This window comes from Acidovorax sp. ACV02, assembly GCF_014851475.1.
In the GTDB taxonomy this organism is placed as follows: Bacteria; Pseudomonadota; Gammaproteobacteria; order Burkholderiales; family Burkholderiaceae_C; genus Acidovorax; species Acidovorax delafieldii.
Window position 1 is genome coordinate 172,892 of sequence record NZ_JACUZU010000004.1, and the last position, 13,499, is coordinate 186,390.

Consider the following 13,499-nt stretch of genomic DNA (forward strand, 5'->3'; position numbering starts at 1 on the left):
CGCAAGCGCCATTCGCTCATCATGCCGCCAACAACATCTCATGGTCGAGCCACACCAATCCCACCTCACGGTTCTTTTGATTCAAAACCGTAAAGGGTTGAATTAATTCCGCCATGTCCAACACCTGCAGCCCGGAATCATCGAGCACGTAAACATTCCAGAGATATTCCCCCGAGAGGAGTGGAAGAGAAGGAAATCTAACGCGCAAGCTATGCGTCCCGACCCCACTCAACGGTGTTGGCGGATCTTGAAATTGGGTGCTGGTCCCGAACACGTTGTCCTTGTCTGGCCTGACCAAGGCAAAACCTATGTGAAACTTGTCTTTACAGTACGATTCGACCTGAATTTCGACGGTCAGATCTTGGAAGGAATCCACCTGCGCGGGATTGATGCCATCGCTGGTCTCAGTGATCAGATGCGAAATTTTGACCAGTGGTGCTGTTGTGGGAGCCTCTGCAGCGGAAGGCTCTGGGGCATTTAGCACATTCTCGGCAACCTCGACCCTCAGGTGTGCGTACCGGCGGCGTTCATGTGCCTCGTAAGCTGTTACTACACCTTCCGTTGCGCCGATCGCTTGGACTCGGCCATTGTGAATCCATGCGGCGCGCTGGCATAAGCTTCGAACCTGATATAGATTGTGTGAGCAAAAAAGAACTGTGGCACCGCGTTCGCGCAATTCCAAAATGCGATTCAAGCTCTTTTTCTGGAAATGCAAATCGCCGACCGAAAGCGCCTCGTCCACAATGAGAACGTCGGGATCGATAGCCGTAGCGGCAGCAAATGCCAAGCGCATAAACATGCCTGATGAGTAAGTTTTCACCGGGCGTTCTAACGTCTCACGGGTAAGTTCCGAAAACGCAGTCGCTCTGACGGTGAATTCCTCCATCGTCTCACCCTCCAGACCATGCAAGGCGGCCATGAAGCGAATATTGTCGTAGCCCGACTCTTCGGGGTGAAATCCAGCGCCCAATTCCAGAAGCGCCGCGACGCGCCCTTCCCGAGACACCCGCCCCTGAGTCGGTCCGATCGTACCTGCTGCAATTTTCAATAACGTACTTTTACCTGCCCCGTTCTCGCCGATGAGACCAAAGGTCTCACCCGCCTTGACTTCGAAGTCCACACCAGTCAGCGCTACATGCACGCGGTGACGGGGCTTGCGGGTGACCCACTCCCATAGCCGATCCTGAGGGCGGCCATATACCGTGTATGTTTTTTCGATACCCTCGAAGCGGATCGTCATGGCGTTACAGGGCCTCACCCAAGGCAGATTTCATCGAACGGAAAAACCACCAACCGCCTCCGCCCAGCAACACAACCCAAATCACCAACGCCAAGGGCGTACCTGCCGGCACCGGCATGTGCAATACCGAGCTCTGCACCATCAACACCAAACATGCCAAGGGATTCAAAAGAAACAACCCATGGAACTTTTCAGGCACCTGGGACAGCGGATACACGACTGGCGTTAGGTAAAACCAAAGCTGCAGCGCAAAGGCAACCATCGATCCGACGTCGCGCCAGAGGAAGTGCGCCATGCTGAGCAATAGCGTCAGACCAAACGTGAGGACAATCTGCGCCAAAACCAGTACGGGCAGCCAGGCCAAAGACATAAACGGCCCTACACCTTGCGCTATCGACAGAGCAAGCAGCAATCCGTAGCCTATACCCAAGACCAGTAGGCTCCCCCCCACAGACACAGCCGGGAGTATTTCAGCTGGCATGGGCTGCTTGCGTAGAAAGTCCTCATATGCAGCAAGACTCCCGACACCACGACCAATTGCATCGGTGAATGGAAGCCACACGGCCAGCCCCGCCAACAGGTGCAACAGATAACCGTTGTCCACATCCAGTCCGGGCACACGCACTGCCAGTACCAGACCAAACAAGACATAAAAAATTGCCAGAGTAGCTACGGGCTGGACAAATGCCCAAGCAAATCCGAGCACTGAACCGGCATAACGGGTCTTGAACTCACGCGCCATCCAATAGCGCCAAAGCACCCACACTTGACGTGTATTGCGAGACGATGCCGACGAAATGGCATGGGAACGGGATGTCGGGTCCGTCATGCCACAGTCCGCAGCCAATCGACCGCCTTAGCTACGCCCTCTCCAAAAGCCATCTCAGGCTTCCATTTCAGCTCATCTTGGGCACGCCGAATATCCAGCACGTTGACCGGGGGGTCAAATGACCGCGCAGGAAACACGCGGCGCTCTACCGTGCGCCCTAGCAATCGCTCCAGGGTGACCAGAATGTCGTTGACACTGGTTCCCAAGCCGCCACCCACGTTGAAGATGCGTGATTCCCCCTGATGACGTGCTGCAGCCACAAATGCACGCCCCACATCTGCAGCATAAACAAAATCTCGCACGACAGACCCATCCCCCCACACATCCACCGGCGTGGAATGGAGTGCACGGTGCGCAAAAACAGCAATGACCCCTTGCACACCATGAGGTTGCTGCCATTCGCCATAGGGGTTGCTCAAGCGCAGGATCCGTATGGGCAGGCCATACTGCGCCTCTTCGATGCGCAGGTGATGCTCGATGGCCAGCTTGGTGGCCCCGTATGCACCCATGGGCATTGTCGGATGTAGCTCGCTCAAGGGTACCGACAAGGGGCGGCCATAAACGGCGCCACCAGAAGATGCAAACAGCAACCTCGGACGCGCCGCTTTGCCACGCAAGTCATGGAGTAGCCTCAGCGTCCCCACAAGGTTGGCCTGGACATCACCAATAGGGTCTTCACTCGCCGTCGCGGGCACCGTTGAGGACGCCAAATGGACAATCACGTCCGCCCCCCCCACCATATCCCACCAAGTAGACAGATCAAAACAATCCGCTTGAACCTCACCGGCAAGCCATGGAGCAATCCTAGCCGCCAGCAAGGACCGGTCAACGGACCATACCTCAGCACCTTCTCCGGCCATAGCACGTCCAATATGACGCCCCAGAAAGCCTCCCCCGCCCAAAATAACACAGCGCATCAGGAAAGGCCCTTCTTATGCACCTGAGCCCGCGCATCCAGCAAAGCCACCTCAAACTCTTGTGCCACCATTTCCCAAGTGTGCGCACGCGCAAAAGCTTCCGCCCTGGCACTGAGGGCATGACGTCGCTCGTCATCCTCAAGCAAGCCGCATATGGCTGCGGTCAGACCTTCGGGCGAAGTCTCTGCAAGCACCGCAACGTCCTCGTGCAGCAGCCACTCTACATTTGGGCCCCGATTAGACACCACGGCACACCCGCTGGCCATTAATTCAAGTGGTAGCAGTGACGCATTGGTCAACGACAACACCAGAGCCACATCGCATTGACTGTAAAGATCCGGCAAATCATCCAACGCAACCGTGCCGCAAGGAAGATGAGGAAATGGGATGTGATAACCAGCGGTATCCCAACCCGCTAGTACGAACTGCGTGTCCGGCATGCGCTGCCAAACGGCATTGAGCACGAGGAGTCCCAACTCGAATGCACGCCGTGGCGTGGGCGGGCGCGCATAGAAGAAAACACGGCGGATCTCTGGCTCCCTACGTGGCAATCGGCGGTAGCGCTCAAGCTCCACACCAAAGCCCACCGGGCGAGTGGCCATCCCATACTCTTTGGCAAGTTTTTCTGCAAGCCAAGCACCCGCAGTGATCCCAAAGAAGCCGAAATGGTAAGTATTCTGTGCAAGCACCGACTCCGAGCCCACAGGATAAAAGTGTGGCTCGTAGTCCTGCACGAAATAAAGTTTGGATCGAGCGCCGGCAAATGCGCGCACTGTGTACGCGGTATCCCAGCCCGTCGCGACTGCAAACTCGCAAGGTGGAAGCTTGTCCTGCCCGAGTAACACGGCCGCTTCCAACGGGAAGAAGTGCTTGCGGATGGCATTGCGTGCTTCATGGGCGTCGTGGTGCATGACAGGATTTGCGATCACGATGCTAGAAACATACCCCATCTGCTCGAGATGCCAAATCGTGCGAAAGATATTCAGGTGGCCACCTGAACCCACATTGAAATCCGGGATAAACCACAGAAGCGTCCCCTGCTTAGCCTCACCTGGCCGTGCGGGCAGCACGTAGGGCATTGCAAATCCGTAGTGGCGGAACACATCGACATGGCGGCCAGGCCCTTGCCTCAGACGACGCACTACAGCCCGCAGTGCTGCAAGCACGCCCTCTTTGCGCGCCATTTCTTTAACGCGCCATACTTTTTTTGCAAGATTCAACGCCATGATCAAGCAGTCCCAGCACGCTGCAATTGCTCATCGCGCGATACCGAACGCAGCAGCCAAGGGGGTAATTGGTCGTGCCTGGTACCAAGGTATTGCCCGGCAACACGAGCCATTTCAATGAAACCCATGTATGCAGCATTCTTCAACAGACGCCACCCTCTCAACCCCCCATCGCGAAGCCAACCAAGATCGCGTCTTGCCAAGTAAAAACCCGATTTGATGGCCTGCACAAGGCTGTCTTGAATTCGATAGCCAAAGTAAAGGTTAAACGACCGCGCCTCATCAAAATTGCGCTGAAGGGTTTCCCATATACCGAAGTCATGTGAATGGTAGACAACTGCATTCGGCACGAAGGCCTTTGCATAGCCAGCCTCAATCGCACGCAAAGCCCAAGTCTGATCCTCGGCAAACGCGACTTCTGGCAACGGAAGTTGCTGCCAAACCGAGCGACGAATACAGGCATTGTTGCTTGAGAAAAAATGCAACCACTGACGGTAGCCGACGTCTGCGGCAAAACGAGCACGGTCGTCAAGCCGGACCACAGCCAACTCGCAACCAAAGCCCGCGAAGTGCTGACTCAGTTCACAATGCGTAACATGGCGGGCTTCGGGATGAGCACGATGCGGCCCAAATGCACCTGCCACAGCAGGCTCGGCATCACACCCCTTTACCATGTTGTATAGCCAGTCCGTGGTTGCGGGCTTGGCGTCCTGAGTAATGAACACCAAAAACTCTCCCACCGACAAAGAAGCTAGATAGTTGCGTGTGCGCCCATGACCAAATTCTTGTGGAGAAATCTCTTCACAACGAACCCCCTTCGTGCGCACCAGTGCTACGGAGTCATCCGTTGAGCCAGAATCAACAACGATGACCTCAAAGGGCCATGGAGTTTGCTGCTGCAGGATCGCATCAATCACCTCGCCAAGCAGTGGGCCGCCGTTTTTGACAGGAATTAATACGGAAGCGCGAACGTGGGTCATTCAGTGAGGCGGCGAAGCAATCGCTCGAAAAGAAAAATCTGCTGCATCGCCCATCGCCCCCAAGAATCATCTGGGCATCCAAAGCGGAAAGCAATATCTAGGCAACCGTACATTGTACCGTCGCCTACTGGCACCGCAAGAAGCGCTGTAACAGGCCGCTACAACAATCCAGACACCTCTACTTTGATTGCGCCTTTTCGAACAGCCCACTGATGGCAGCCGAGTTCATCACCACGCCGTACTTCGCGAGGAGGTCTTGCTCCAGCTTTCTTGTGGCAGTCTGCCGGCAATAGTTCACAGCTCTAGCCGCAGCCGAAACCGCCACTTCATCCCATGCCAGCTGACGACTATCACGCTTGTCGTCAATGGAGAACAGGTACACGAAATCCCCTTCACGCACGGGACCCACCATATCGCCTTGCTTCGCCGCAGCGAGGGTACGCAAAATTACATTCTCATCAACCAGAACTGCCCAACCGATGTCACCTTGCGCTTCCAGGCGATAGATTCCTTCAACACGCTTAGCCATGGCCTCGAAAGGCTGGGCACCTGACGCAATCAATTTGGCTTGCGCCATCATCCAATCCATAGCAGCCATGCCGTCCACCGTTTCCGAGGCTGGCAGCATCACGCGATTCAAACGTGCCATGGGCGGAACTCTGAACGCCTGCGGATTTTCGTCAAAGAACTTTCTTGCCGCTGTGGCATCTGCGGGCGGATCGCAAGGTGGCATCAGCTTGCGAAATACCGACATTGCATACGCATCATCAAATCGATCGCCTTCTTTCCCGGGCTGCCGTTTTTCACCCAGACGCTCTCCCTCTTGCACAAGCGCCCTTCCCATCGCCATCTCGCGCAGTACTTGCTCCACACCCCACTTGCTACGGGAGCTGGCGCGCAGGTCAACCCGGCGCTCAAGGTACTGAGACAGATCAGACGACGTTATGACCTCTCCACTCTTTAACTGAACCAGATCTGCTGCGGTAGCCAGCGGTGCCCCCCCAATCACCAGAGCAGATAAAAGGCAAACACCCCAAAATCGACCCGCACCCACAGAACGTTCACGCATTGCCCATACTCCTTTATTGTGCTCGCTGCTTCAACAACCTACTCTGACTCGCACGATCCCACAAAGGGCCGTAAACAACGTCGATCACCTCACCGCCCGAGTTGAACGCGACTACGTCACGCTCGCCGTCTCCATCTATGTCCAACAATTGCAAACTCGTCGCAAAACCACTCACCGCATGCCAGCGTGTTTCTACAACCATGCCTTTCTCATCCAAGCGCTGCAAATACAGCTCTCGATCCTCTCCCCAAATGACGACATGCTCATCCAGCGGCGCCACCGACACACTCCCAGTGAGAGGCGATGCGATCATCTGGAGTTCCCCCGTCTCCGCATTCACACGGGCATTCCGCCCCCCCGTCTCCAGAGACACGTAAACCCAGTTCCCTTGCGGCGAAGGACGGGCATTCCGAGATATCGCAGAGAACCTTGCCACAACAACAGGTGCAGAGAGCAAATTTGATTCCGGAACCGCCACCAACTGCTTGTCGTCCAAGCATGCCGCGGCTATAGCCGAGCCGTTGATACCTACGACCTTTTTCAGTCTCGTCGGGTGCCATGCCACCTCACACCAAGACACCTTCTTGACGTTAGGCGCCTGCTGATCATCAACCGCCCAGTCCAGAACCCAGGCCACTTCTTTACCGTTGTACGGACTGACCAAAAGCGTGTAACGCCCCCCATCAGCCTTCACCACCATGACGTCGCGCGGAGAAAATCCGACTTTGATCTGCTGCAAACGATCAAGCTTTGAACCTCTGACACGGAAAACATCCAGGCTCGCAGTACCCTCCACAGCCGCAACCAACAAATCATCGGCAAGCCACGCGGCAGAGTCCGGGTGGTAACCGACCTGTACGCGATCCAGAAGAGTGGACTTGCGGCCATCAATGCGATGCAGAGCAAGCATATTATTTTCGTGCTCGACAGCAGCCAACAGACACCCAGCCGCCCCGCAACGCACTTCTCCCCCCCATGCAAAAGGGACAGGCACCGCCATTTGCGCAGACGTTGGCACGGGAGCAACGCCTCCAGCCCCCTCAAGCAAGGACTGGGATTGGCATCCCGACATTGCCGCCATGACGACAAGTATGGGCGCAAAGAATGTGGAGAAGCGAATTTTCAAAGTCATATTGCCAATCTCACAAAGCAAAAAAATAGCGCCTTGCGGCGCTATTTTTTTTACCGCCTGTTCGGCGATAGTAATTTGTAATTTATTCGACTGATGAGTGTCCAAACACCCATCAAATCGGATGATTACTTGTACGAACCCAGAACGGTTTGCACAGCACCGAAAGCGGTGGAGCTGATAGCCGAGTACGTGAACACGGAACCGCCGAGTGCGTACAGCGTGGTACCCAGAGCTGCAGTTGCATCAGAAGGAGCAGCCAAACCTGGTTGCCATTCGATGAAACCGTCGGTGAACGTAGCAGGCAGACCAGCGATGCCTTCAGGATCGAACCAGTCCAGCTCAGCCTTCACCAGCTTGAAGTTCACAGACTTACGGTTTTGCTTGTCATCATAAATGTTGACAGTGTGCGTACCGCTGTGGTTGCCAGTAGACCACACCACCACGGCAGTGTCCGTACCACCAGCGGCTTGGTCGATAGCGTAACGCATGCTGAAGGTTGGCTGAGGAGCTGCACCGGAAACGCCAACTTGAGCAGCGCCAGCAACAGACACCAAGCTCACGTTGTTCATCTTGGTGATATCAACGCCAGAAGCGATCGTCAGAGCACCGTCGATAACGGGCACGAAAGCCACATCCTTAGCAACGCTGTTCACTTGGAATGCATTGCCAGAGATTGCGGAAGCGGTGGAAGCCAGGAAAGCAGCGCCGCCGCAAGCGGTTTGTGCTGTGCCGCCTTCGGTGGTAGCACCAACGGCGAACACCAGGTAACCACGGGTGCCGGACAGACCGCCACCGGACTGCGAAGACCAGATGAAGGGCTCATAGTCCTTGTTGGTCATAGCAAAGCAGCCGTCAGTGATGTGAGTGGAGTTCTGATCGAAGAACGTCCAGTACACAGCAACGCTTTGGCCGGTTTGGTTGATCAGGCCAACAGCAGTGGTGTCGGTTGGGCCGTTGTGAATCACGTTAGGAACCACGAAACCGTTGCTGAACGTACCCACGGTGTACGCCTGCGCCACACCAGCACTCAGCGCAGCGGCTGCAACGGCTGCCATTGCAAATTTTTTCATCTTCTCAGTCCTTAGATAATTGAAGGAAGCTTTCCCACCCTGTGCGGGATCTGCAACCCATCCGTACTCCGTTTGGGTTGATGCAATCTTATACTGATACCTTTGAATTTTTCAACCTATTTCCGCCAGAAACCCGGCATGCGTTGGTTTGTTGCACTCAAACAACGAACTTATTTGGCATCCTTGGAGAACATCACGCTGCGGCGCAGCACATGGTGCCAGACACCATCGATACGGCGCCACTCGTCTTCGGCAACCGCCTCTTGTCTTTTGATGCGCAGGATGGGGACCGAATAGCGCATCCACACATTCACGATGGCGCGGTCGCCTTCAACACTACGCACATCCCGCACTTCCAGCGCCTCGTAGGCAACACCACCTCGCTTGAGGTATTCCTCCAAAGTGGCCTTCGGGTCTTTGGATGCCTCTTCATACTTCCAGGCGCCTACATTGTCACCACTGCGCACCAACGCCCAGTACGCCTGGGCGCGCTGCAGCAAAGTGGCTTGGTCATCATCTGACGACCTCGCCCCACCGCCGTTTACAGCACATCCCGCAAGCAAGAGGGTAACTACCGGCACCGCAAAGCCAGCGACCCACTGGCGGCGACCCATGAATTTTGTCATGCTCGAAATCTCCTGTGGACTAAATACGATACGAAAAACAGGCAGCAAGGAGCAAACTGCGCAACATCATTGCCTTGGCACAGCAGGCACATCATCAGCACGCAGCTTGAAGGGCTGCGACTCCAAAGACATGCTGCGCATGCGCTGCCGCATTTCGGCACTTGCAGAGCGCAATTGATCATCATCCTCAAGCGCACGAGGCGTCATCAGGACAAGCAGTTCTGTGCGATTGCGCAAGTTTGACGTCGTGGAGAACAGTGCACCCAGCAAAGGGATATCGGCAAACCCCGGCACGCCACTGCGAGTATTGGTGTCGTTTTCACGGATCAAACCACCCAGGACGATTGGCTCCCCAGAACGCACCGCTACTCGCGTTTGGATCTGACGAGTTTGAAAGGCCCGCTGCCCTGTTGCAGTGTCCCGCTCGCCAACATCGGTTACTTGCTGAGAAATGTCCATCGTGATCAACCCTCCCGCATTGACAGAAGGCGTGACAGATAGCATCACCCCTGTATCCTTGTAGGTGATTGACTCAGTCACAAGGTTGCCAGTAGTTACTGCGGTAGACGACTTGATGGGTTGCTGCTGACCGACCTGTATGGTTGCATTGTGATTGTTGAGAACCAGCACCGACGGACTGGACAACAAACGCACCTGAGACTTCTCTGCCAGAGCGTTCAGCGTCGCACGCACTACATTCGCCTTGTTGACGATCGTGTAAGAGAACCCGGGCTGCCTGGCGCTAATGCCCCCCGAAGTGTTCATGTTCAGTGATGCCTGCCCTTCACGACCATTGCTGAGACCATTCTGCAAATACCACTCCACCCCATACTCCAGATTGCCCGTCAGCGTTACCTCCACGATGCTTGCCTCGATCAGCACCTGAGACGGAGCCTTGTCAAGTTCACGGAGAGCCTGCTCAATCCGACGGTATTCAGTACGCGGAGCGCGGATCAGTAGCGCATTCCGCTTTTCATCTGCTACGACGCGTACATTGCCATCCAGCTGACTGGTCGACGTCAAGGATGTGTTGTTAGCAGATGTCTTGCCCGCACCTCCCAATGCCGACCCCATTGCTCCTCCGCTTAAGCCCAAAGTACCAGCGCTACTGCCATAAGCCCCTGAGCTACCCGTACTTGCGCTCGCCCCGAGACCGGTTCCCTGAGAAAACTGTGTGGGTGCAGAACCCGCAGCCACACCAGCTGTCTTGCCTTGCCCCGCCTGCCCACCGAACAAGCCGTTGAGCATTTCCGCCAATTGCAACGCAGATCCATTCTGCACAGGGTAAACAAACAGGCTGGCCTCCAGAGTATCCGTAGGGCGATCCAGTCGGCGAATCCAGGTTTCGACCTGGGCCAATAAATGGCTGCGCGGCGTTACAACCACCAATGCATTCAGACGCTCCACGGGGAATACTCGAATCAAGCCGCCCAAGGGGGTTGCCATCTGCGCGCCCGCACCGCCCGCTCCAGCGCCACCGGACGTCGAACCAGCAGCGCTACTGCCTGCTGTTGCACTCGGCGCACCACCAGGAGATGCCACAGCACCGGTTCCGCCATAAGGGTCGGAGGATTTCTCGTTGCCAAGCATCGCCTGCAGCGCGTCTCGCACCACATTCACGTTCGCGTTCTCCAACACGAACACCCCCAGCGACATGCCAGAGAGAAAGTCCACGTCAAACGCCTCAACCATCTCCAGCCAACCACCAAGCTGTGCTTTGCTGCCCTGCAGCACGAGCAGATTACGCATGGAATCCACGTATACGATCGCCTCACGAGGCGCGAGAGGCGCAAGGATCTTGGCCATCTCGGCCGCAGCAATGTGGTTCAGTGGAACTATGACCGTCCCTGCGCCTGAGAGATCCTTAAATTTTGACGAACCCACTACCGGGCGAGCCCCTAACGTGACAGTGCGCTTCGTCACGTGATACACGCCAGCGTTATCCCGAACAATCGCGAGGTCATGTGGCAGCAATACCGCATCCAGTACATCCAGTACTTGGTTTCGCATCAAGGGCTGGCGCGTATTGAGGCTCACCACCGTATCGCCCCCTGCGTCAATTGTGTAGTTGAGCTTAAGCAGGTCTCCCAGCAATGCCACTGCGAGGTTACTCACAGTGACATTTTCAAAATTGAGCGCAACCTTGTCCCCTGTGGCTAGGACTGGATCCACACGCGGCGACACATCGCGCTTAATGAACTGATCATTGCCGGGAAACAGCTTCGTACTCGAAGACGTTTCCTTTTGCCCCTGCGCTTTGGGCACCGAAACGGCAGGCGTTGGCGCTGTGGTGGCTGCCGCAGGCATGACAACAGGGACTACAGCAACCGCCGGTGTAGGCTCCGCCGGTTTGGGTGCGGCAGGAGCGCCTTGCGTGCTAGCGCAACCTGACGCTAGCAACGCCAGCAAAAGGACGGATGGCCGAATGTTCATATAGATAGCTCCAATATTGGGGTAGGCCGCAGTGGCTCACTGATTTGCAGGGGATCTGCGCAGACGATCACCAACGGGCGCTCCTGGCCGCGCCGCAGCCACACTTCCTGCCTCTAGAGGACGCTCCACTCGTTGATCGTCCGAAGATATGAAGAAGGCCCTACGTCCATCAAAGGACTCGATACGCCAGGGTTTGGTTTCCCCGGTGATCTTGAGGGTGCTGCCATCCGCACGCAGCAAGATCGCCACACGCTCAGGCCCGGACTCGAAGACGGCCGTCAAGCGCGACTGCATCAACTCTGAGACAAGACTGCTCTTCTTTTCATCTACCACTACAGGTCGCCTGGAGGTCCAGAACAATGGGTGCTCAATCGCTTGCCTAGCCCGTACCGGAACGACTGACGGCATAGGCTCCACCTTGGGAAGATCAGGCTTTCGAGGGGGCGGAGGAGTCCAGCGCTCCTTCTCAACATCCCACCAATACGCACTGGCCGCCAACGCTGCAGCTCCCAGCAATGGCCCAAGATACCAAGCTTTCATCATGGGTTGGCCTTTTCCGGTACCAGAGGTGCCTCCAGTTGCAAGGTCAGTCGGGCATTCTGGGGGCCAGGGCCTGAGCTCATCCCTTCGCGGGTAACGTTGGCGGTACGCACCCAGAAAGGGGGACGGTGAACTTGGAGGCTTTCCATAAAGTTCACCAACTTGACCCATTCGCCACTGACCGTAGCAGTCAAGCGGATTCGCGGGATCTTGTCGTCCGCGCCAGGCTCCAACGCAACCTGCAGCGAGACGAGCGTACTGCCCGAAGCCATGATCATCTGGCGCAACTTCTGCTGCACTTCGTTCTGTGCAGCCTCCCCTCCCGAATGCAACAAGGGGGCTACCGTAGAGCTGGCTGCTCCGAGCAGCTCTTCGATTTGGCTGCCGGCGTTGACCACGCCCTCCAGGCGCTCGCTACGAGGCTCAAGTTGCAGTAAGGCATTGTCATAACGTACCCACAGAGCCCGGTAGACCAAAGCAGTCCCTGCCATGGCACCGATCAGCACTACCAATATGAGGGTCAAAGATCGAGCTCGCCATACATTCATTTTCATGGCTTGACTCCTTCACCCCGCCAGCGCATTTCAAAAGTAAAGCGCTCTTTATTCAGTGTGCCGTCACGCACGTTCGCCCCTGTTGACCGAACGTCAACCAGTCCCGGCGCACGCGCAATCGAGGAGGTGAGCTCGGTCGCATTGGCCGTAAGACCCGTTATCCGAATTTCGCTGCCATTGACCTCGATACGATCGAGCCACGTATCGGCGGGGATAGCGCCTGACAGTGCATCAATCACGCTGGCGAGCGGGACATCCGCGCTGACGTTCTTGCGCAGCTCTTCGGCCAGCAGGGCTTGCCGACGCAACTCGTCCATCTTTTGGCGCAAGGGTGCCGCCTGGGGCTCCAAAGCGCTGACATGCGATACGGCGCGCACCACCGCTTGGCGCTTGAGCACCAGCGGCATGAGGGCTGGCAGGGCCAACGCAGCTAGCAAAATCAACAGTAAAACAACACCTGCACAATCCATCAATCCCTGACGTCGGTCCTGCTTTCGCCAGGCATCGCCTCGCACGGGAAAGACAAATCCGTTGCGCATTAGATATACCTGCGCCGTCTCGGAAAGCCCCTGCCGCCCCAAGTGCTCCACCAGGGTATTGCGCCGGCACATTCCCCATTGCACAGACCACCCACCGTGCGCAAGAGGCTCCGCGTGCCAGGCTGCAACAATCTGGTCGGGAGGTAAGGGCGACACTCGCCAGAGCGTCTCCTCTACGCCGTTCGGCAAAGACCGCCGCGGCATATCAGGAAGTTGCACATTGCCCCAAAGGCATTCGGGCTCCGGAACCAGCAAAGCACTGGCCCTGCGGTCACCCTTCAGTCGGCGGGCACGTGTCCCAGTGACGGACCAGCGACCACCATCCAGCGCAATCGCCGTGCACG

General features: G+C 56.5%; 12 protein-coding genes. All 12 read right to left on the bottom strand.

What is annotated here, in order from left to right; translation table 11 throughout:
* Window positions 1-19: 19 nt before the first annotated feature.
* The 12 genes from IB236_RS11315 to IB236_RS24315 all read right to left on the bottom strand — a co-directional run bounded on the left by IB236_RS11315 (window position 20) and on the right by IB236_RS24315 (window position 13,155).
* A complete protein-coding gene (locus tag IB236_RS11315; protein WP_056745398.1) occupies window positions 20-1,240 on the bottom strand; it encodes an ABC transporter ATP-binding protein in 1,221 nt (406 codons plus the stop codon).
* Between the two features lie 4 nt (window positions 1,241-1,244).
* On the bottom strand, window positions 1,245-2,069 hold the full coding sequence (locus IB236_RS11320) for an ABC transporter permease (RefSeq protein ID WP_056745873.1): 825 nt from the start codon (window positions 2,067-2,069) through the stop codon (window positions 1,245-1,247).
* Window positions 2,066-2,986: an NAD-dependent epimerase/dehydratase family protein gene (locus tag IB236_RS11325; RefSeq protein WP_056745400.1), complete on the bottom strand. Its 921-nt coding sequence runs from the start codon at window positions 2,984-2,986 to the stop codon at window positions 2,066-2,068. The genes IB236_RS11320 and IB236_RS11325 overlap by 4 nt, the downstream gene beginning before the upstream one ends.
* The gene (locus IB236_RS11330) at window positions 2,986-4,212 is read right to left on the bottom strand and encodes a glycosyltransferase family 4 protein (RefSeq protein ID WP_192420798.1); all 1,227 of its coding nucleotides are present in this window, start codon (window positions 4,210-4,212) and stop codon (window positions 2,986-2,988) included. Before IB236_RS11330 ends, IB236_RS11325 begins: the two co-directional genes overlap by 1 nt.
* Before the next feature lie 2 nt (window positions 4,213-4,214).
* Window positions 4,215-5,192: a glycosyltransferase family 2 protein gene (locus tag IB236_RS11335; RefSeq protein ID WP_192420800.1), complete on the bottom strand. Its 978-nt coding sequence runs from the start codon at window positions 5,190-5,192 to the stop codon at window positions 4,215-4,217.
* Between the two features lie 178 nt (window positions 5,193-5,370).
* Window positions 5,371-6,261: a peptidylprolyl isomerase gene (locus IB236_RS11340; protein ID WP_225581104.1), complete on the bottom strand. Its 891-nt coding sequence runs from the start codon at window positions 6,259-6,261 to the stop codon at window positions 5,371-5,373.
* Window positions 6,262-6,274: 13 nt separating this feature from the next.
* Window positions 6,275-7,498 (bottom strand): hypothetical protein, encoded by a 1,224-nt coding sequence (locus tag IB236_RS11345; RefSeq protein ID WP_192420802.1) that lies wholly within the window; start codon window positions 7,496-7,498, stop codon window positions 6,275-6,277.
* A gap of 20 nt (window positions 7,499-7,518) precedes the next feature.
* Window positions 7,519-8,463: a hypothetical protein gene (locus tag IB236_RS11350; RefSeq protein ID WP_192420804.1), complete on the bottom strand. Its 945-nt coding sequence runs from the start codon at window positions 8,461-8,463 to the stop codon at window positions 7,519-7,521.
* A gap of 170 nt (window positions 8,464-8,633) precedes the next feature.
* A complete protein-coding gene (locus tag IB236_RS11355; RefSeq protein ID WP_056745410.1) occupies window positions 8,634-9,089 on the bottom strand; it encodes a hypothetical protein in 456 nt (151 codons plus the stop codon).
* Window positions 9,090-9,155: 66 nt separating this feature from the next.
* Window positions 9,156-11,522: a type II secretion system secretin GspD gene (gene gspD / locus IB236_RS11360; RefSeq protein WP_192420806.1), complete on the bottom strand. Its 2,367-nt coding sequence runs from the start codon at window positions 11,520-11,522 to the stop codon at window positions 9,156-9,158.
* Between the two features lie 539 nt (window positions 11,523-12,061).
* A complete protein-coding gene (locus IB236_RS11365; RefSeq protein WP_192420807.1) occupies window positions 12,062-12,616 on the bottom strand; it encodes a GspMb/PilO family protein in 555 nt (184 codons plus the stop codon).
* The gene (locus tag IB236_RS24315; protein ID WP_225581105.1) at window positions 12,613-13,155 is read right to left on the bottom strand and encodes a PilN domain-containing protein; all 543 of its coding nucleotides are present in this window, start codon (window positions 13,153-13,155) and stop codon (window positions 12,613-12,615) included. The genes IB236_RS11365 and IB236_RS24315 overlap by 4 nt, the downstream gene beginning before the upstream one ends.
* Between the last annotated feature and the right edge of the window lie 344 nt (window positions 13,156-13,499).